At 60.6% G+C, this 20,441-nt stretch carries 17 protein-coding genes and 1 pseudogene; 6 read left to right on the forward strand and 12 right to left on the reverse strand.

The genetic code is table 11. The features are described 5' to 3' along the window. Window positions 1-607 precede the first annotated feature (607 nt). Window positions 608-1,162: a transglutaminase-like cysteine peptidase gene (locus LB568_RS19995; RefSeq protein WP_224731161.1), complete on the reverse strand. Its 555-nt coding sequence runs from the start codon at window positions 1,160-1,162 to the stop codon at window positions 608-610. 148 nt (window positions 1,163-1,310) lie between these two features. Between LB568_RS19995 and LB568_RS20000 the strand changes: the two genes are divergently transcribed. From LB568_RS20000 to LB568_RS20020, 4 genes are all read left to right on the forward strand, one after another. Further along, on the forward strand, window positions 1,311-1,886 hold the full coding sequence (locus tag LB568_RS20000) for a hypothetical protein (protein WP_224731086.1): 576 nt from the start codon (window positions 1,311-1,313) through the stop codon (window positions 1,884-1,886). A 245-nt stretch (window positions 1,887-2,131) separates the two neighbouring features. Next, window positions 2,132-2,464 carry an ArsR/SmtB family transcription factor gene (locus LB568_RS33700; RefSeq protein ID WP_412033921.1) on the forward strand — a complete coding sequence of 111 codons (333 nt, stop codon included), beginning with the start codon at window positions 2,132-2,134 and terminating at the stop codon, window positions 2,462-2,464. Window positions 2,465-2,802: 338 nt separating this feature from the next. Beyond that, window positions 2,803-4,584 carry an adenylate/guanylate cyclase domain-containing protein gene (locus tag LB568_RS20015; protein ID WP_224731087.1) on the forward strand — a complete coding sequence of 594 codons (1,782 nt, stop codon included), beginning with the start codon at window positions 2,803-2,805 and terminating at the stop codon, window positions 4,582-4,584. 117 nt (window positions 4,585-4,701) lie between these two features. Beyond that, window positions 4,702-8,937 (forward strand): cytochrome P450, encoded by a 4,236-nt coding sequence (locus LB568_RS20020; RefSeq protein WP_224731088.1) that lies wholly within the window; start codon window positions 4,702-4,704, stop codon window positions 8,935-8,937. Window positions 8,938-8,965: 28 nt separating this feature from the next. Here the strand turns inward: LB568_RS20020 and LB568_RS20025 are convergent, their stop codons facing one another. The 10 genes and pseudogenes from LB568_RS20025 to LB568_RS20070 all read right to left on the reverse strand — a co-directional run. Beyond that, window positions 8,966-9,652 carry a Crp/Fnr family transcriptional regulator gene (locus LB568_RS20025; protein WP_013893329.1) on the reverse strand — a complete coding sequence of 229 codons (687 nt, stop codon included), beginning with the start codon at window positions 9,650-9,652 and terminating at the stop codon, window positions 8,966-8,968. A gap of 299 nt (window positions 9,653-9,951) precedes the next feature. Continuing rightward, the gene (locus LB568_RS20030; RefSeq protein ID WP_181176849.1) at window positions 9,952-10,368 is read right to left on the reverse strand and encodes a hypothetical protein; all 417 of its coding nucleotides are present in this window, start codon (window positions 10,366-10,368) and stop codon (window positions 9,952-9,954) included. Between the two features lie 111 nt (window positions 10,369-10,479). Beyond that, on the reverse strand, window positions 10,480-11,019 hold the full coding sequence (locus LB568_RS20035; protein ID WP_140576644.1) for an NADH-quinone oxidoreductase subunit B family protein: 540 nt from the start codon (window positions 11,017-11,019) through the stop codon (window positions 10,480-10,482). A 12-nt stretch (window positions 11,020-11,031) separates the two neighbouring features. Continuing rightward, a complete protein-coding gene (locus LB568_RS20040; RefSeq protein ID WP_140576642.1) occupies window positions 11,032-12,549 on the reverse strand; it encodes an NADH-quinone oxidoreductase subunit C in 1,518 nt (505 codons plus the stop codon). A gap of 19 nt (window positions 12,550-12,568) precedes the next feature. Further along, the gene (locus tag LB568_RS20045) at window positions 12,569-14,020 is read right to left on the reverse strand and encodes a hydrogenase 4 subunit F (RefSeq protein ID WP_140576640.1); all 1,452 of its coding nucleotides are present in this window, start codon (window positions 14,018-14,020) and stop codon (window positions 12,569-12,571) included. Further along, window positions 14,017-14,679 carry a hydrogenase-4 component E gene (locus LB568_RS20050; RefSeq protein ID WP_140576639.1) on the reverse strand — a complete coding sequence of 221 codons (663 nt, stop codon included), beginning with the start codon at window positions 14,677-14,679 and terminating at the stop codon, window positions 14,017-14,019. Before LB568_RS20050 ends, LB568_RS20045 begins: the two co-directional genes overlap by 4 nt. Beyond that, window positions 14,679-15,635 (reverse strand): respiratory chain complex I subunit 1 family protein, encoded by a 957-nt coding sequence (locus LB568_RS20055; protein ID WP_140576637.1) that lies wholly within the window; start codon window positions 15,633-15,635, stop codon window positions 14,679-14,681. The genes LB568_RS20050 and LB568_RS20055 overlap by 1 nt, the downstream gene beginning before the upstream one ends. Next, a complete protein-coding gene (gene hyfB / locus LB568_RS20060) occupies window positions 15,626-17,647 on the reverse strand; it encodes a hydrogenase 4 subunit B (RefSeq protein ID WP_412033920.1) in 2,022 nt (673 codons plus the stop codon). Before hyfB ends, LB568_RS20055 begins: the two co-directional genes overlap by 10 nt. Beyond that, window positions 17,644-17,958, reverse strand: a complete 315-nt coding sequence (locus LB568_RS20065; RefSeq protein ID WP_013893336.1) for a helix-turn-helix domain-containing protein — start codon at window positions 17,956-17,958, stop codon at window positions 17,644-17,646. Before LB568_RS20065 ends, hyfB begins: the two co-directional genes overlap by 4 nt. A 224-nt stretch (window positions 17,959-18,182) precedes the next feature. Next, window positions 18,183-18,929 (reverse strand): annotated as a pseudogene (locus LB568_RS20070) (YoaK family protein); the annotation flags it as partial. Window positions 18,930-19,055: 126 nt separating this feature from the next. Here LB568_RS20070 and LB568_RS20075 point away from each other — a divergent pair. Together LB568_RS20075 and LB568_RS20080 are read left to right on the forward strand one after the other, a co-directional pair. Beyond that, window positions 19,056-19,268 (forward strand): hypothetical protein, encoded by a 213-nt coding sequence (locus tag LB568_RS20075; protein ID WP_224731089.1) that lies wholly within the window; start codon window positions 19,056-19,058, stop codon window positions 19,266-19,268. After that, complete coding sequence (locus LB568_RS20080; protein WP_013893339.1) at window positions 19,265-19,477, forward strand: alkylphosphonate utilization protein; 213 nt, start codon at window positions 19,265-19,267, stop codon at window positions 19,475-19,477. The genes LB568_RS20075 and LB568_RS20080 overlap by 4 nt, the downstream gene beginning before the upstream one ends. An 84-nt stretch (window positions 19,478-19,561) precedes the next feature. Here LB568_RS20080 and LB568_RS20085 read toward each other — a convergent pair whose 3' ends face one another. Next, window positions 19,562-20,236 (reverse strand): GntR family transcriptional regulator, encoded by a 675-nt coding sequence (locus LB568_RS20085; protein ID WP_032922970.1) that lies wholly within the window; start codon window positions 20,234-20,236, stop codon window positions 19,562-19,564. Window positions 20,237-20,441 lie beyond the last annotated feature (205 nt).

Consider the following 20,441-nt stretch of genomic DNA (forward strand, 5'->3'; position numbering starts at 1 on the left):
CCGAACTGGACAGATGCGGCGACCAGTACGCCGAGCAGTTTCTTGAAATGAGGTTTGGTCATTTCTGCCTCCGTTGATGACAGCTCAAACTCCACCAAATTTATAGAAAAAAGGTGCATTCATCCGAAAGGACAGACATGCCGCATCAGCTAGTCCAAAAGGCGGGCCTTGGTACGAAGACCGCGGCAAAAGGCCGGCGCGCCGGTGCGGGCTTTTGTCGGGAAGAACTTCGCCACCACAATCGTTTTGCAAGGTGGATGGGCAACGGGGCTAGAAAAAATGTCTCACAATGACGCGAACCTGTGTGCTCGGGCGCAAGCACGAGGCATCACGATCTATCAGCGTTCAAAGACTGTATGGATCGCGGCGGGAAGCCATCGGGGGCAAGATTTTGAAGTGAAGGGACGTTCTCCAGCAATTGCGCTCGCATTCTGGGTAGAAGCCGCCCGATACAGAGGCTCGGGCATATAGGCCAGTCTGTGCCTTGGAGGCGCATTGCGCTGGAAAGGGGTGTCCGGTCGACACGCTTCAAGCCATTTTTGCGCAGGCCGCTATCCCAAACAGCCGCGCATTCTCGCCGGTATGCCTCGGGGGTTTGCACCGGAGCTCAAGAACCGATCCGCACCCACTTCCCGTTGGCCGATTGCGACTGTCTGGCAAAATAACGGTACGAAGTGTGTGACCAATCGCGGATGACACTGCCACGGTTATCCAGGATCAAGTCGCCCTTGTCGGTTCGAACCGTGAGCACCGTGTGACCCTCGCCGCCAAGCGAAGCGACCGTCAGAAGCAAAGCGGAAGCCGGCCATCCACGCTTCAAAAGCTCGCTTTTTTTCAGGATCGCAATATCCTCGCAATCACCCTGTTTGGTCGGTAGACGCCAATCGTCGGCACTGCCTGCCGTGACGAGATCGCTGCGCTCCTCGATCCGGCGATTGACGGAGGTGTTCACCGCTTCGAGTTCGGCTCTGCGTGCTGGTGTCAGCGTCACCAGCTTGACCCGCCCGCTGGTGCTGCAGAGTCGTGGCTGGTTGGCGCAGAACACACGAGCGGCCGGCGGAGGGAACGCATACCCCTTTGTGACCATCATCGCATGGGAGCCGGCTGTCGCGCTGCAACCAGTTGCCACCATGGCTACGGCAACAAGCGTAGCAAAACGCATCACGTACCATCTCCTTTTGGCTGTCAAGCTGCCAACAAGCCTCGCAGAAAATGGTAAATCAATCCTTAAAAAGGTATTCTCGGCAAACATACATAACAATATGTTACCGGATTGTAGAAATTAATTGATAGCGTCTTGGTTTGGGACCATGCGCACCTTTGCGTTGGAGGAAGAAATGCTGCGATCCATGACTTTGATGAGAAAGGTTTATTCGACCTTGCTCGTCTCATCTGCTGTTCTGGCTGCGAGTATGACGAGTTCTACGGCAGCACAGGATAGTATACGGCCGCGGATGACGGCAGCCCAATGCCAACCTCTTACCGACGCGAACTATGCGATGTGTTGTATCGCGATCAATCGCGGAAGCATCCTTTCGTCAGATCAACTCGATCAATGCCCACCCATCACCACCTCGCTCATAGCAACCACGCTTTCACGCATCGGCGACAGCAACGGGCCTGGCAATGGAGGTGGTTCCAGTGGCGGGGGTACGGGCGGCAAGGGCGGAGACGACGGCGGCAAGGGCGGCGATGACGGCGGCAAGGGCGGCGACAACGGCGGCAAGGGCGGAGACAACGGTGGCAAGAGCGGCGACAACGGCGGCAAGAGCGGCGACGACGGTGGCAAAAGCGGCGACAACGGCGGCAAGAGTGGTGACGACGGCGGCAAGAGTGGCGACAACGGCGGCAAGGGTGGCGATTCCGGGCGCGGCTCCGGCCATTAGCAGAGGCTTCGGCAACTCGGTGTCGGATGTTGCTGGAGCGCATGTGATATCCGGCTTCGCGCCTGACTGATCCGCTCCAAATTCAGGAAGGCGCGTCGCGCTCCAGCGAGTCCAAGCGACGCGCCTTGACACCGAGCGTTGCCGCTTGGCCGGACAATGGGTCAAGGCTAATGCAACACAATCGCAAAGAATTTTCTGTCAGGCGACTGCAGCCTATCAACACCCTGCAGGCAAACTCTCCGAACCTGGACAGCTTGTCTGACCATGCGGCGCCAGCGGCCGAACTTCTGGCGGTTTTGGGCAATGAGAGAAGACTTGTGATTCTGGGCCATCTGACGGAAGGCGAGATTTCGGTTGGCGAATTGGCTGTGCTGGTCGGACTTAGCAAAAGCGCTCTTTCTCAACATCTGAGCAAGCTGCGCAAACACCAACTGGTTTCCACCAGGCGTCACCGACAGACCGTCTACTATTCCTGTAGTTTTGGGATCAGTCGGAAAATCACCCAGATAATCGATTTAGCCGTGAACCTGGCTGCAGTTTCGCGGGCCGAGAAGCCTCGCAGGCCCCCCGCCACATAAATCCAGACGTCCGGATCCATGACATCCTGCAGATCCTGGCAGCTCGCGCAGGCAGCAGGTTCCGCTTCGTCTCCAGTCATCAAACGCCGCGTGGCCTTCCCGGCATGGCGTCTGGCGCGTCATTGCCGGCTGTCAAGCGTGGAAACGATGCTTAAGCCCACGATCTATTAGTTGATCGTGGTAGAGCTTTTGCAGCGGCACTGTTAGAGTTCCTGACAGGACGGGGCGATATCGGCGCGGGCGCACTGCCAGGACGATTCTCACAGCAACGCGACGAAGGTTCAGGAGCGGGTGGTCGCCTGTGCTGCAGCAGGACCAGAAGGAATCGGGACTCAAACATGGCTGAACGGAATTACACCCGTCAGCTGGCGACGATCGTCTCCATCGATGCCGTTGGATTTTCACGGTTGATGGGTCTTGACGATGAATCGGCTGTCGCTGCCTTCGAGGAACGACGCGACATCATCGCCGAGAGCTGCAGCACCTTCGGCGGCCGCACCTTCGGCGATGCTGGCGACAGCGTCATGGCCGAATTCGGCAATCCGATCGAAGCGCTGCGCGCGGCGTTCGATTTTCAGGATCGAATTGTCACGCTCAATTCATCGCTGGACGAACCCATGCGCATGCCGTTTCGCGCCGGCATCAACACGGGCGATGTCATCGTCCGTGAAGGCCGGCTTTACGGCGACGACGTCAACATCGCAGCCAGAATCCAGGAATTCGCGCCCCACGATGGTCTCGCCGTGTCGGAAACCACCTGGCACCACGTGAAGGACAAGACAGCGGCTGAATTCACCGACCTCGGCGAACTCATGCTGAAGAATATCGCGCTGCCGGTGCGCGTTTTGATTGCGAGGCGCGGCGGCAACCTTTCACCGCCACCAGCGCTGATGGCGACAATCCCATCCGTCAATGGTCGGCAGAACGTGTCGCTCAAAGGTCCACCCGCGATCGCCGTGCTGCCGTTCCAAAGCGATGGAGGCGAGCGCGACGTCGGCTATATGGCCGACGGCATAGCCGAAGACATCATTTACGGGCTTTCCAACAGAAGATGGCTCTCGGTGATTGCCAAGAACTCGAGCTTCCAGTTTCGCGACGACACCTTGGGAACGCGCGTTATCGGCAATGCCCTTGGTGCACGCTACATCGTCAGCGGCACGCTGATGCGTAACGATGAGCGGATTCGGCTGACAACCTCGCTTGCCGACGTGTCAAACGGCCGATTGGTATGGTCGCAACGCTTCGATCGCGCGCTGGCCGACATCTTCAATCTGCGCGACGAGATCGGCGCGGAGATCGTCTCGATCCTCGACAAGGAGGTCGACAGGGCCGAACAGGCGCGGACCTTCCAGGTGCCGTGGGAAAGTCTGGAAACGTGGCAATTGGTGCGGCGTGGACGCTGGCATATGAATAGGCGCACACGCGGCGACACGGAAATCGCGCTGGAGTTTTTCGAAAAGGCTTACCGGGAAGATCCGAATTCGAGTGCGGTGCTGAACGAACTGGCTTGGTGGTATTTCTGGCGAGCCTGGCTGCGGTTCGGCGACAGTGACGATCTGGACAAGGTCAAGCAATATTCACGCAAAGCCTTGCTCATGGACAGCCTGGATGCCCGCCCGCACGCTCATCTCGGCGTCATGGACATCATGAGAGGGCGGCCCGCATCGGCGGTCGATCATCTCGAGGAAGCGCTTCACATCAATCCAAGCTTCGCTTTTGCGCACTCGGCTATGGGCAGCGCGCGCCTGCTGCTGGGCGATGCGGCCGGTGCAATACCGTTCTTCGTCGAGACGGAGCGGTTGAGCCCGTTTGACCTCTACCGGTTCCACAATCTGGGGGAATTGGCGGCAGCTTACAGTTTCCTAGAGGATTGGCCATCGGCGATCTCCACCGCGGACCGCTCGCTCGATCTGTCACCCGGCTATTTCTATTCCCGGTTTCTGAAGATCGGCGCCCTGGCGAGGAGCGGGCGCAAGCAAGAGGCCATGCGGGAGCTGGCTATACTTATGACGCGACATCCGGATTTTTCGGAGCAAAGGGTGCGCTGGATACCGTTCGTGGACAAAGCGGCAAACGAATTTCTCATCGCCAATTTCAAATCCGCAGCGAGCGATGATTAATTGAGGTGCCGAATGCCGACAACTGTGAAAGTATTCACATACGCGAGAAGGCTGCAAACCTAGCCATGGGTTAGCCGGCATCGCAATGACGTGGACAGCCGGGGGGCTTGAACGCGCATGATCCGTTTTAAGTATTTCGACGCCGTCCGGGCCGGACAAGAAAACCAGCGCCCACTAGCCGAAATGCCGCCATTCGATCTGGAGCGACTCCGCTCCAAGGGCATCGTGTCGCGCATCATCAGCGTTCTCTTCAATGATCCGCGCTGGATGCTGGCGCTGCTACGCAGGTTCTGGCCCAATCTCGCCATCGGCAACTTCCTGCTCGTAACCAGGAATGCGGACGTCCGTGAGATATTGGAGCGCGGCGACGAATTCGAGACGCCTTACGGGCCGGAAATGGCCGAACTGGCACGCGGATCGAACTTCATTCTCGGCATGCAGGACGGCGCCGATTACCGGCGCATGAAATCGTCGGTGCTGGGCGCTTTCCCACCGGGAGAAGTCGAGGCCCTGGTCAGGCCGATCGCCGCGAGGCATTCACAAGAAATAATGATGCGCGCAAGCCCCGGCTTCGACGCAATAGCGGATCTGATAAAGATCGTTCCGGTGCGCATCTGCCGCGATTACTTCGGTCTCGAGATCGATGATGAATCCGAGTTTGCCGATTGGGCCATTGCGTTGAGTGCGCTGTTTTTTTCGGACCCGACGGCAAGCCCCACCACGCGCCAGCTCGCGGTGGTGGCCGGCGACCGGCTGGTCAGGGTGATCGACCGCTCCATCGATGCGATCCGCGAGAGGAAGGGGGCCAAGGATCGGCTGCCCCTGGCAAGGCTGGTCGATCTGCTGGATCAGGATCGCCTTTCGCTTCCCGACATTCATTCGATCATGCTTGGCATGATCGCCGGCTTTGTCCCGACCAATGTGCTCGCCGGCGGCAACTGCCTCGACGTGATCCTGTCCCGCGCCGATGCGCGGCAGGCTATCGATGCAGCCTTGGCCAAGAACGACACAGGCAGCCTGGACAGAGCCATTTTGGAAGCCATGCGCTTCAAGCCTATCTGGATTGGTCCCTGGCGTTACACCGCGCGCGATGCAACCATCGCCATGGGCACGCGCCGGGAGCGTCTGGTGAAGGCCGGAACGGTGGTCATGCCGGCAACGCTGTCGGCGATGTTCGATCCCGAGGCCGTGCAAAGCCCCAATCACTTTGACACGTCGCGCCCGCATCGCGATTACCTAGTCTTCGGTTACGGCATTCATCAATGCATCGGCGCCGAAATCGCCAGGATCCAGATTGGCGAAAGCCTTCGCGCCCTGTTTCAGAAGAACAATGTCCGCCGCGTGAGCGGCAAAGCTGGCAGGATGACGCATGTCGGCGCCTATCCAGACAGCCTGAAGGTCGATTTCGAGCGACCCGCTCTTTGCCGCACGGTCACCCATTCGATGGCGACGGTGGTGTGCCCGATCACCCGGCCTGCCTCGCTGGACGCCATCCGCGAAGAGGTCGCAGGGTTCGGCAACCCTGCCAGCGACGAGGTCCGTGCCGCGCTCAATGCCACCGGCATCATCCATTTCGCCAGCCTGGCTGTTGTTCCAACCGGCGAGGCGGGCAATTCCCCCGCCGATGGGAAAGGAGCGCTTGTCCTGGAGGTATCTGGCGACGGCAGCGCCGAAGATGTCATCAATGCTGTTGCGCATGCCATGGGGGACAGGCTGCGGCCAATCCTGAAGGACGTCTGCGACCTGCCTGACGGCCTCGCCTTGGACGCATTCCTGCGCAAGCACAATGTCGAGATTTCACCATCTTTCGGCAGCAACGCCGGACTGGTTTTTTCCGGTACACCGGGCCATTCGGTGCAGCGCATCCTGGCAGAAGCCGAACTTGCCGATGCAGTTCGCCAGCTGGTCGAACAGCCGTGCGCCACCAAGGGCGGAGCGGCGGCCGCGCTTGACGAAGCCCGCCGGCATGTTCGGTCCCTGGAAAAATTCGACTGGGCATTCGAGCCTGCCGAAAGCTTGCTCGAACGGCCCCCCGGAAAATGGTGGCAAGCCATAACAACCACGCTGCTGGCGCCGGCCGTGCTGGCCGCTGTCGCCCTGCTGGTGCTCGCCTTCTGGTGGATGACCTATGTGCTGGTGTTCGGCGATCCGCCCGGTCTCACATTAGGCACCATTGCCATAGCCGGCACTGCGCTTCTATTGGCCGTGCTCGGAATCCTGGCACTGGCAGCGGTGATCCTCGGCCTGTGCTTTCTCGCCCTACGGCGCCTCGAAGACATCGATGTCCCGCACAGCACGCCGGTCGACCTCGGCGATCTCGACAAGATTCTGGGCCGCGAAGACCAGCCCGGGCAAGCCCAGAACCATCTGACGGCGATCTCGACGATGAAGGTCGGCATATTGCGGAGGCTGGCGCTCAGATTGTCGTTCTACCTGATCTCGATCTCGGCGCAGAAGGTCTTCAGGCCGGGGTTCCTTGCCACCATCAACACCATCCATTTTGCCCGATGGGTGCTGTTGCCCGGCACCAACAGGCTGATGTTCTTCTCCAATTATGGCGGCAGCTGGGAAAGCTATCTCGAGGATTTCATCGCCAAGGCCGCCGCCGGCCTGACGGGCGTATGGAGCAACACCGAGGGTTATCCTCGCACACGCTGGCTTTTCCTCGATGGCGCCCGCGACGGCGATCGTTTCAAGCGCTGGGCGCGCCGCCAGCAGGTACCCACCCTGTTCTGGTATTCGGCCTATCCTGCTCTCAACACGTTGCGCATTCGCGCCAATTCCAGGATCAGGCACGGCATCGCCACCGCGACGGGCAGTGAGGCGCGCGACTGGCTGAGCCTGTTCGGCTCCCTGCCGCGCCCGCAGGCCAGGAAGGCGGACGCCGGACCAGCGGCGCCCGACCCGCTGCCGGTCGAACAATTGGAGACCGGTGAGATCCAGTCCTTGTTCTTCGGTCCGTTCGGATCGTTGGGGCATGCCCATATGCTGGCGATCGCCATACCGGAAAACCTTTCCAGGGGCAGGCGCAGGGCCTGGCTGGAATTCATTGTCGAGCAGACCAGCTTCGGCGACGGCGTGCCGGCGGGGCGGGCGATGACCGTTGCGTTCGGTCCCGATGGCCTTCGTCGTCTCGGGCTGGACGGCAGCGTCGATGACAATCCGCTCGACACATTCCCCGTCGCCTTTCGCCATGGCATGGGCAATCCCGAGCGCAGCCGCATCCTCGACGATCTCGGCGAAAGCGTGCCTCAGAAGTGGCAATGGGGTTCGCCGCAAAAGCCGGTTGACGCGGTGGTCGTCTGCTATGCGGAAAGTCCGGAGCGATTGAAGGTCGAGGTCGGCACCGCAAAGGCAAAGCTGACGGCAGCGGGGATGGACCTCGTCTCGGAGCTGCCGCTCGCGACCAAGCGCGACGGCAAGCGCGCCGTCGAGCACTTTGGCTTCGTCGACGGCGTCTCACAGCCGATCGTCAGGGGAACCGCCCGCGCCAACGTTGGCGCGGCACCCATGCACCTTGTCGCGCCCGGCGAGTTTCTGTTCGGCTATCGCGACGAGCACGGTTTCTATCCGTCATCGCCCTCTGTCGAGGCGTCGCTCGACCGGACCGGTATCCTCTCGGCGGTGCGCCGCAACCGGCAGATACCAGGCCTGCCGCCGCCGCGCCGCGACTTCGGCCGCAACGGCACCTTCCTCGTCATGCGCCAGTTCGAGCAGCACGTCGACACTTTCAACGCGTACTGCAAGGCGGCGGCGGTACAAGCGGCCAGCGAGACCGACGACCCGGCCATTACCCCGCGTTGGGTTGCCGCAAAGATGCTTGGCCGCTGGCCCGATGGCAGCTCGCTGGTGCGCAATCCCGACGGCCGGCCGGGGCGCGGTGCCGATAATGACTTTGCTTTCGGCACCGAGGATCCCCAAGGGCACCGCTGCCCGCTGGGTGCTCACGTCCGGCGGTCGAATCCCCGCGATTCGCTGGGTGAGGACCGTGAAACGCAAATCAGGATCGGCAAGCGCCATCGGATCATCCGGGTCGGTCGCAGCTACGAAAAACAGGGCAAGAAGGGGGGCAAGGTCGAAAAAGGACTGCTCTTCATGTGCCTCAACGCGGATATCGAGCGGCAGTACGAATTCATCCAGCAGACCTGGGTATCATCGACCTCATTCCAGGGGCTTGTGGCCGAAAAGGATCCGACGATCGGCTCGCGCGACGGCAACGGCAGGTTCACCATACCATCCTGGGAAAAGGTCACAGTGCTGAAAGGTATCCCGCAATTCGTGACCACCCGTGGAGGCGGCTATTTCTTCATGCCGAGCAGGTCGGCATTGCGGTTTCTGATTTCGCGGCTCTGATCTCCCGGCACTTCAATTGTGGGCGCCGTCAGTAGTCGTCTTGCGACTCGGCAATACGACGAAGCGCGCCAGCGTCCGATATGCGCAGGCCGCCGCGCCTGATGGCGATGACCCGCCGGTTGCGCCAATCGTTGAGTGTCTTGTTGATCGACTCTCTGGTGACGCCAAGGAATTCACCCAGTTCGGATTGTGAGATCGATATCCAGCCCGCGCCGTCGGCCATGACACCTTCCAGAAAGACCAGCCGTTTTGCCAGCCTCGCCTCAATACCGAAAAAAGCCTGGTCACCGAGCTCGCCGCTGACCCAGCGCAGCCTTGCACACAACAGTTCGATCATGGCACGCGCCAGGGATGGGTTTTTCTCAATTCGATCAAACAGATGTGTCCGGCTGAGCGAAACCAGCTCGCATGCTGTGAGGCATATCGCCGTGGCCGTGCGCGGGCGCCCATCGAGCGCGCCGATCTCTCCGACCAAGCTGCGCGACAGCTCGATATTGGCGACCAGCTTCTGGCCATCCGGCGAATAGATCGAGATCTCCACCGTGCCGCTCATCACACCGAAGATTCGGTCGGCAGCGTCTTCCTGGAGGAACAGATGCTGGCCGGCGGCATAGCGTTCGAGCTTGCAGCCGCTGAAAAGGAGGTCGAACTGGCTCGGGTCGATGCGCGCCAGGTGCGGCAGATCCTGTCTGGCGTTCGCACTGGCGGCTGGCATGAAGGCTTCCCGGTGTTGTCTTGACCGGACTGATTGTATGACAACCGGGTGATCGATCAAAGCAAATGTCATTTGGTGCTTGCCCCTTCTACCAGCAGAAAGGGGACCGGAAAGCCCGATCCCCTCTCGCCCCAGCGCCCTTCCCGAATCGCGGCCGAACAGCTCAACCAGTGGCTGTACGAGAAACCCAGCCCGCGAATGATCTCTTTCTCGACTCTTTGACTGACACGAAGGATGCGGCAGTCACGATCTCCAAAGCGCATGTTTTGCCGCTCGACAGATTGATCTCCCGACCAGCACTATTTGTAGAGGGCCGTCTGCACGCACGGCTGGAGGTACACCGATAAACGTGCAGACGGCAGTGCGCCCGGCATATCCGTGCCGACCGCCTTGTTCAAACCGCCGAGATCGTCGCGTGCGATCCGCATGACGATCTCGGCACGACCGTGGGCCAATGCCTTGCATTGGGCAAAGCTCCAATTTGGTGTCGACGGCAGCGTCGAAGATGGTCGTGACAAGGACGTAGGTATCCGTCGTTGCCATCGGCGGAGGTAAAAGCCGCGGCGAGAAACGAGCCGCATGCAAATGAGATCCGCATCTGTTCGCCCCAGGTTGGAAACAAATTCTAAATTGGCGGAAGGCCGATCGAAGGTGGCCAGTTCCGCTGGGTCACACTTCTGTCTGGAAATCTCCTGGCGGTCTGTGAAGGTGGTCACAGAAGCTCGAAAACGCTCGATCGAAACCGTTGCCGTGTTTCGAGATCCATCGTGGATCGGCGGGATCGAAGTTGAAATCGCCGGGCGGCCAACGGCACTGCTGGCGCGGTGTCAGCTTCGGACGGCACCAGTCTTCGAATTCACCCCCTCAAGCAAAGTGAGCAGGCCTTTCAAAATTTCAATTGGCGGTGGCGGACAACCTGGAATGTGCAGATCGACAGGCAAGGCCTCCGACACTCCGCGCATCACGGCATAGCTGCCGGCAAAACAGCCGCCATTGCCTGCGCAATCTCCAAGTGCGACCACCCATTTTGGGTTGGGTGTTGCGTCGTAGGTCCGCTTCAATGCCTCTCGCATGTTTTTTGTGACCGGTCCGGTAACGAGCAGTACATCGGCATGGCGCGGCGAGGCGACGAACCGGATTCCAAAACGCTCGATGTCATAGAAGGCGTTGTTCAGCGCGTGCATCTCGAGTTCGCAGCCGTTGCAGGAACCGGCATCGACCGCCCGGATCGACAGGCTTCGCCCCAATCGTTTGCGAGCGGCCCCATCGAGCGCGCGTGCGAGTTCGTCGACCGCCGTGCCGCTTGCCAACGGCGGACGCTCGGTCAGAGGGCGGCGTATCAGGCTTTCAAAAAGAAGCTTGCGCATGACAGCGTGCCTTCAGAGATCATGGCCCGAATAAGAGCAGTTGAACGATTTGTTGCACAGCGGAAAGTCGGCAACGATGTTTCCTTCGATGGCGGCTTCAAGCAGCGGCCATTGAAACCAAGAGGGATCGCGCAGGTGACAACGCTCGATCAGGCCGCTTTTGCCGATGCGCAGCCAGGCCAGAATGTCGCCCCTAAAACCTTCGACCAGCGCCATGCCTTCATGCGGCCCGCATGTCCGTGAGACGTCGACGCGGATCGGTCCATCCGGCAGTTGTCGCAGGATCTGCTCGATCAGGGACAAGCTCTGTTCGACCTCGCGGATGCGAATCCAGACACGGGCGTTCACGTCGCCTTCCTGGAGGAGAGGGACATCGAAGTTGAGCGTGTCATAGGGAGGGTAGGCGAGACTTCGCCGCGCATCGAAATCCCGACCGGAGGCCCGGCCGACATACCCTCCGGCCCGATATTGTCGAGCAAGTTCCACCTTCAGCCGGCCGGTTGCGACTGTCCGATCCTGCAGCGACGCGGTGTTGTCGTAGAGATCGACCAGTGCGGGAAACCGCTGCCGGATTTCTGCGATCAGGGACCAAAGCGCTGTTGTCCCGTCATCGCTCAGGTTGGCTGCCACGCCTCCCGGCACGATGCGGTCGCGCATCAGACGATGGCCGAAGGCAGCATCGCTTGCCCGCAATATGCGCTCACGAAGCACCCCACAGTGGGCATGCATGAGCGCGAAGGCGGCATCATTGCAGATAGCGCCGATGTCGCCCAGATGGTTGGCCAGACGCTCGAGCTCCGCCATGAGCGCTCGCAGCCAGATCGCGCGTGGGGGAACCTCAACGCCCAGCGCCGCTTCGACCGCGCGCGCGAAAGCGAGGGAGTATGCCACGGTACTGTCGCCAGAGGTTCTGCCCGCCAGTTTGGCTGCGTGATCGATATCGGACCCCGCCATCAAGCCTTCTATGCCCTTGTGTGCGTATCCGAAGCGCTCCTCCAGCCGGACGACGGTTTCGCCACTCGCTGTAAATCGAAAATGCCCCGGCTCGATGATGCCGGCATGCACAGGCCCGACCGGTATCTGATGCAGGCTCTCTCCCTCGGCCGACAGGAAAGGGTAGGGGGAGGCTGTCGCAGCCGGCGTCCGGGCGCGGGTACTCAACGGATGGCTGACACCCCAATAGCCATGATCGAGCCACCGTCTCGTATCAGGCGCGCCTTGCGGCAGGAGCCCGAACAGGTCAGCGGCCGCGCGTTCGAGCCGCAACGCGGGCGGATGCAGCCGGCCGACGGATGGGTAGCGGCCATTCGGGCACTCCAGGCTGACAACGCCGATATCCCCGGCATTTTCGTCATGAAGTGCCATGTGGACGGCGCCTGGCTCACCCCATAGGCCGAGCAGGCTCCAGTGGCCCTCGGCCAATTGCTCGATGGCAAAGCCCCATTCTTTCGGAGTCACCACGGCGCGCGACCATGGGAAATGATTTTCGACACGTTGGCCAGCAAGGATGAGATCGATCAGCGCGGGCATGCTCTTTCTCTCCTCTGCTTCACCCCAGGATGCTTGCGACATGCTGGAACCAGGTGACCAGCGGTGGCGGCAGGTAGATGCCGGCGGCAAACACCAACGTCAAATGGGAATACATCGGAATGTAGGACGCCTCGGCGGGTGCTGTGCTGCCGCGCGGTTCGCCGAAAGCGACGCCGGTTAGTCGAAGCAGCAGGGCTCCGAAAGCGAGCAGGATCCCGAACACCAACGGCATCGCCAACAGGGGGTGTCTTGCAAATGTCGAACTCACGACCAGGAATTCGCTCATGAAGATGCCGAGCGGAGGGAGGCCGGCAATGGCAACGACGCCGATGACGAGCGCCCAGCCAAGCGCCGGATGTGTCTCCGTCAGCCCCCGGATCTCGGCGATGTTCTGTGTCCCCTTGACTTGGGCAATGTGGCCGACCGTGAAAAAGATCGCCGACTTGGTCAGGCTATGCATAACCATATGCAGCAGTCCGGCAAAATTGGCGAGCGGGCCACCCATGCCGAAGGCGAACACGATGATGCCCATGTGCTCGATCGAGGAGTACGCGAACAGGCGTTTTATGTCGCGGCGGCGATAGAGCATGAAGGCCGCGAAAACAAGCGACGTCAGCCCCATCGTGATCATCAGCGGCCCAGGCGCGATCGCTTCAGGGCTTGCCGCCAGCAACAGCTTGAAGCGCAGCACGGCATAGAGGGCGACGTTTAACAGCAAGCCCGACAGCACCGCGGAGATAGGCGTAGGACCCTCGGCATGCGCGTCTGGCAGCCAGGCATGCAAGGGCGCAAGGCCGACCTTCGTCCCGTAGCCGAGCAGCAGGAAGACGAAGGCGACATTGAGCAGAGCCGGATCGAAGCGCGCGGCGTGAGCGATGAGCACCGTCCAGACCATCGCATTCGTGCCCTCGCCAACAACCGGCTGTGCGGCCATGTAGACGAGGATGGTGCCAAACAGCGCGAGCGCGATGCCGACGCTGCCCAGAATGAAATATTTCCAGGCGGCCTCCAGCGCTTCGTGCGTGCGGTAGATGCCGACCATGAGCACGGTGGTCAGCGTGGCAAGCTCCACCGCTACCCACATCAAGCCGATGTTGTTCGACACGAACGCCAGGTTCATGCCGAACATCATGATCTGGTACATCGCGTGGTAGAATCGCAGATTGGCCGCGGTCAGTCGCCCGGTATCCAACTCATGCGCAATATAGGAGGCGCTGAAGACGCTAGTCGTGAAACCGACGAATGTGTTGAGCACGATGAAAACGACATTGAGATCGTCGACGAGCAGGTATTGACCTGGCTGCAGCCGATCCGTGACCAACAGCGACATTGCAGCGAGCAAGGTCAGCAAGCTCGCGGCGACATTGAGGCCTGCCGATATCCGGTAGTTCGGCAGCACCGCCAGAAGCGCGGCCGAGATGACCGGTATCAGCAAAATGGCGGCGACCGCATCGAGGGAAAACGCGGTCAACGGTGTTCTCCCCTGTAATCGTCGAGGGCACCGACATCCACCGAGTCGAACCTCTCGCGGATGCGGAACAGAAAGACCCCGATGACGATGAAGGCGATAAGGATCGAGAAGGCGACGCTGATCTCGACGACCAGCGGCATGCCCTTTGCCCCCGTGGCGGCAAGGACCAGGCCGTTCTCGAGCGACATGAATCCGACAACCTGGCTGACGGCATTCCGGCGGGTGACCATCACCAGCAGTCCCAGCAAAATGATGGACAGCGCGAAGGCCAGATCCTCACGGGCGAGGGGGTCGGCTTCGGGTGTTACCCGCAGCATCAGGACCATGGACAGGGCCACCAGACCTATTCCGGCAAGCATGGTCGGACCGATCCCGACGGCCGTCTCGATATCGCGATGGATGCCGAGCCGCTGAATGATGCGATGAAGCCCGACGGGAATGACGATCGCCTTGAAGATAAGCGCGATTGCCGCCGTGACGTAGAGATGATGGGCGTCCTGGATGTAGGCCTGCCAAGCCACGGACATTGCGAGCACGATTGCATGAAGCGCAAAAACGTTGATCAGCGCAAAGAGACGGTCCTGGTAGAGCATCATGAAACTGACCAGCACCAGGCCGCCGGCGAGCAGGTGAGCGATATCGAAGGTGAGACCGTTCATCACAGGCTCCGGGAGACAAACCGGAGGAGCGTGGCGAGCAAGGCAAGCATCAGCGCCGCGCCCAGGAAATCCGGGACACGGAAGACGCGCATCTTGGCGATGGCCGTCTCGAACACGGCGAGCAGCACGCCGCAGACGGCAAGTTTGCCGATATAGGCGACGACACCCGCGGCAAGGGATTGCAGTCCTGCCCCGGCGCTCGCCGCTCCCCAAGGCAGGAAGACGCAGGAAATCAACGACACATAGAGCAGGAGCTTGAGGAACGCGGCAAACTCGATCATCGCCAGATGGCGACCGGAATATTCCAAGACCATCGCTTCGTGGACCATGGTGAGTTCCAGATGGGTCGCTGGATTGTCCACCGGAATGCGCGCGTTTTCGGCGACCGCCACCATCACGAGAGCAATGAGCGACATGCCGAGCGATACCCGCAGCCCAACCTGCGGCGAGGCCATGAAGGCGGCGACCGTGGACAACTGCGTCGCTCCGGCAACGAGCGCCAGGCTGAATACGATCAGCAGCATGGCGGGCTCGGCCAGCGAAGCGATCATGACCTCGCGGCTCGAACCTATGCCGCCAAAGCTCGTGCCGACGTCCATCCCCGCCAGCGCCAGGAAGAACCGAGCGCTTCCAAGCAGCGCGACGATGGCTATCAGATCGGCGGTCCAACTGAAGGTGAGGCCGGTAGCGAATGTCGGGATAAGCGCGGCGGCGACCCAAGTGGCGGCAAAGATCAAATAGGGTGTCACGCGAAACAGCCAGGATGCGCTGTCCGCCAGAACGACTTCCTTGCGCATCAGCCGCAGCAGATCGCGGTAGGGTTGGACCAGGGAAGGACCCTGGCGGCGCAAGAGTCGTGCCTTCACCTTGCGCACGAAGCCAGTCAGGAGCGGCGCCAGCAGAAGCACCAGCGCCATCTGCGCACCTTGAACGGCCAACTCAAGGATCATGGCCATAGTGCAAGCACCAGGAGCAGGACAATGAGAAAGAGGAAAACGAGGGTCAGATAGCGCCGGATCGTCAGGAACTGCAGATGGTTGAGGCGGTCGGTCGCAAAATCGACGGCCCTGGCGATCGGCTGATAGAGCGTCTCCCAGATCACATCATGCATTTCGACATGCAAACGCGCCGGCCCAGTTTCGCCAGGCGCAACCATTTCGACCGTTTCCCTTGCACGGAATACGAACGTGCCGAACACGCGACGGATAGGCTGCGCGAAGCTGACGGCCGTGTACTGCGAGCTGGGGATGACGTCCGGGAAGCCACAACCCCAGGCTGGACCTCGACGCAGTGCATGCGACGCGAAACGGTGGATTACATATACCGCCGCGGATGCGGAAAAGACGATGAACAGGAACACCAGCAGGCCGTTGTAGGAACTGCGGCTCGCTGCAATCGGCACGATCGACAGCCAAGGTTGCGCCATCTGCACAGGCATCCGGCTGCCGATCAGCGGTAGTGTCACCGAGGATAGGCCGTCTATGACAAGACCCGGCAGAATGCCGGCAAACAGACAAAGTGCGGCGAGAATGAACATTGCCGCCAGCGAGTAGCGGTCGACCTCGTGCGCCAGTTCCACCGCGGCCGAGCGTGGCCGGCCGAGGAATGTGATCCCGAATGCCTTTACGAAGCAGGCTGAGGCCAGTGCCGCTGACAGCGCCAGCAGACCGCCAACGGCGGGCACCATGACCTTCAAGCCCCATTGCGGCAGATCGGGGCTTTGCAATATCGCCTGAAAGGCCAGCCATTCCGAGACGAACCCGTTGAAGGGTGGAAGGGCCGAGATCGCCACGCAGCCGACCAGAAAGACAAAACTTGTGAGGGGCATGCGAGAGATGAGGCCGCCCAGCTTCTCCATGTCCCGCTCGCCAGTTGCCGTCAGCACCGCGCCCGCACCGAAAAACAGCAGGCTCTTAAAAAAGGAATGGTTGAGGGCGTGGAACAGCGCGGCGGTGAGCGCCAGCGCGGCAGCCGATGGCATGGCGTTCGCTTTGAAGGCCAGCGCGAGGCCAAGGCTCACGAAGATGACGCCGACGTTTTCGATGGTGCTATAGGCAAGAAGCCGCTTCAGGTCCTTTTCCATCAGCGCGTAGAGGATGCCGAGAACCGCCGTCAGGCCGCCGAAGAAAAGGACGACGACGCCCGACCACCAGGGTGGCTCACCGAGAAGATCGAAAATAACGCGAATGAAGCCATAGACGGCGACTTTGGTCATGACGCCGCTCATGAGAGCCGAGACGTGGCTTGGCGCGGCCGGGTGAGCGAGCGGCAGCCAAACGTGGAGCGGAACAAGTCCAGCCTTGGAGCCGGCGCCCAACAGCATGAGAGCCAGGACGAAAGCAGTGACCAGCGGGGTGGATGAGGCGGCACGCATCGCCTCGAACGTGTAGTTTCCGTCCGGGCCAGCCAACAGGCCGAACGCAAGCAGCAGCGCGAGCGTGCCGAAGCTCGCCATCACGAGATAGATGTAGCCCGCCCGCGCATTGTCCTGGTCGCGATGATGCGCCATGACGAGCGCCCAGGAAGCGAGCGACATGAATTCCCAGGAAAGCAGGAAAGTGAAGGCATCGTCCGCGAGCACGACAAGATTCATTCCGGCGAGGAAGGCCGGGAAGAACGGCAGCACCCGATGGGGCGCAGACTCATGCCTGCCGTAGCCGAGGCCGTAAAGACTGGCCATGGCACCGCCGAAGTTGACGATGACGAGGAAGAAAGTCGAGAGCGCATCCAGACGGAAATGCGCGCCGATCCATGGCAATCCAAGCGGCAAAACGGCGGTCGACGGGGTGACGGGATCATCGGCGATGCGGCTCGCGAGAACCAGGAGCACGGCCGCCGATATGCCCAGCGTCAAGCTGTAGATCAGGCGTGTTGCCGGTCCCGCCCTGCGGCTTTCCGAAACCGCAAGCACCGCGGTCCCCAGGAGCGCGGCAACGCTCCACAGAAGGACCGCGGCCCCCGGAATCACGCCACGCTCCTCACAGGGAATTTGGCATCCGCATCTGCCCGGCCAAGAACCTTGGCAGGATCAAAGTCTGCCTTCAGCCGCACGCCGCGCCCGCCGATCTGGCTTGAGGCGCCATCGGCGATCAATTCGACGCCGGCGAGGTCAAGTGCTCCGATCAACTTCATGAGGGAATCGACGTTGCCCCGGATAATCGACTCGCTGGCCTCCATGCGTTGAATTGTCGGCACGGAAAGACCAGACAATTCGGCCAGCCTGCGCTGGTCGATACCAAGGAGCGCCCTCGCGGCACGCAACTGTGGAGCAGTTATCACCGTCGCACCCCCTTTGTCAGCTTTGAGGTATTATCTCTGGGCGTTGGAGCATATATTAAAATGGGGAGCATTCAAATAATGATGCGTGACGCATCTGCGAGGCGAGCTGCAATGGTGGAGGTATCGCTCCCCTCACGAGGGGCGGCACAAAGCTTGGCGACGAGGCATCCCTTGGCCTAGTCTTGTCGTGGTCCTGAGGCAGCACTGCCGAGCTACTGCAGGAGCCGTCTCACGCGAACGGAGACATCCTCCAGGACTGGCATGGTGGCCAGAACGAGGAGAATGGCTGCGAGAAACAGCGTTGCGGCAAAGCCGACGTGCTTGAAACCCACTGCGCCGATGACGCCGCCTATAAAGAACAATGCTACAAGCGACGCGAGCAGTCTCAGCTTCCTTCGATCCGCCTTGACGAACAGTCCGTCGGAGTCATTTCCCGAGATGTTCCAATAAAGCAGCTTGCCGATTTCGATGCCCATGTCGGTCACCAGGCCGGTGACATGCGTCGTCCGGATTCTGGCTTCCGACAGCTTGGTGATGATGGCGTTCTGCAACCCCATGATGAAGCAGAGCAGCATCACGGTCATCGGCACGAACAGCGCTTCGTGACGTGCAAGATGGCTGCCGAGCAGACCGAAACAGATCAGCAGGATCGCTTCCAGGACAAGCGGGAACGCGTATTCGCTCTGCAGGCCCTGCCGCCTTCCCCAGTTGACCAAGACGGCCGAACAGGCGGCCCCGGCAACAAACGACAAGAAAGCTCCCAATCCCGAAAGCACCAGTTCGACATTGCCGAGTGCCAGATGATCAGCCATCGAGGAAACGATGCCTGACATGTGGGACGTATACTGCTGAACTGCCAGAAAGCCACCGGCATTGGCGGCTCCTGCAATGAACGTCAGAAAGCGAGCGAGGTGCCGGTCGGTTCTTTCGCTTCGCTCCTTTCCAGTCAACCGGCGCAGATACACGATCATGACCGAACCTTGCCTCCCATGCGGAATCGAGGCGTCAGTGTCTGAGTATGAGAAATGATAATCTGGATGGTATCATTGATGTTCAAAACATCAATACAAACCGAAAAATATTGACCCGCCCTTGGCATGGCAAACTGGCGCGATTATCATGCCGGCATGATTCAACGCTACAAACTTTACCGGGAGCCGGCCGGCACCTGGACCGTCGACGATGCCCTTACCGGGCGGCCTGCCGAGATGGGCAGCCGTACCATTGTTGGAATGAACCAGCACGATGCCGAGGAACTCGCCGATCTCCTCAACGGGCTGAATGCACAACGGCAGGAAGCGAAATCATGAAAGTCAAAGACAGCAATGGCACCCCTTTGAGTGACGGAGATTCCGTCACGCTCATCAAGGATCTCAAAGTCAAGGGCACGTCCGTCACTCTGAAACGCGGAACATTGATCAAGAACATCCACCTCACGGGCAACGAAGATGAGGTTGAATGTCGAGCCGAAAAGGTCAAAAATCTGGTTCTGCGAACGGAATTTCTAAAGAAGGCGTAGGAGAGCGACAGCTTCGATGGGATGTTGCCTGGAGTGCAATCCAGAGCACCGAAACCGCAATCAGGCACCCTTCTCGGAAAAACATCACTGGTGTTGTGGCGCGGCTCTTGTTTGGTCGCCAACGGCAAACACGGCGCTCGCTTCGCTGACGATGGACACGTGATCCCTGGCAGCCTGGCCTGCGGCATTGCCATCGCCGCGCATGATCGCGGTGACGATGGCGTCGTGCTCCTGCCAGGACTTGGCGAGGCGCCCCGGCAGCATGAACTGGGCACGGCGGAACGGCGCCAGCCGGCTCCGCGTCATCACCGTCATTTCGCAGATATGGGCGTTGTGGGCGCCGCGATAGAGCCGGCTGTGGAACTCGGTGTTGAAATACTCGTAGTCCTCCTCGGCGCCTAGCCGTACCATCCGCGCCGAAGCCTGGTGCTCGACCTCGAGCGCCCGGCGCTCGCTGCTGGTCATGCGCTCGGCCGAGAAGCGCGCGCAGATCGCTTCCAGTTCGGCCATGCTCTCGAACATCGAGGCCAGATGCTCCTGCGTCACCACGGCGACGATGGCGCCGCGGTTGGGGCGCCTTTCGACCAGGCCCATGGCGCTGAGCTGCCCGAGCGCCTCCCGAACCGGAGTGCGTGACACGTCGAAGCGGGCGGCGAGCGAGGTTTCATCGAGCTTTTCGCCCGGGCGCAGGAAGCCGGTGACGATCCGGTCGCCGATCGCCCTCACCATCTGATCCACGGTCGTGCCCGACCTGATCAAGCTGCGCTTCCCCGACAAATCTCCTCCGTACCGTCTTCTCGTGGCGTCGGTCGAAGCGGCGTCTTCGACTCAATATACCTCTCTATGCCTTTATTTTAATCTGCCTGTCAAATTGGCTGTTTTCAAGGCAAAAAGTGCATACAATTGCCTGCTACATGAGCAGTAGCTTTTGGAGCTGCAGTTGATTTTGTTCAATAAATTTCGC

Source organism: Mesorhizobium sp. B263B2A, assembly GCF_020165775.1.
GTDB classification, from domain to species: Bacteria; Pseudomonadota; Alphaproteobacteria; order Rhizobiales; family Rhizobiaceae; genus Mesorhizobium; species Mesorhizobium opportunistum.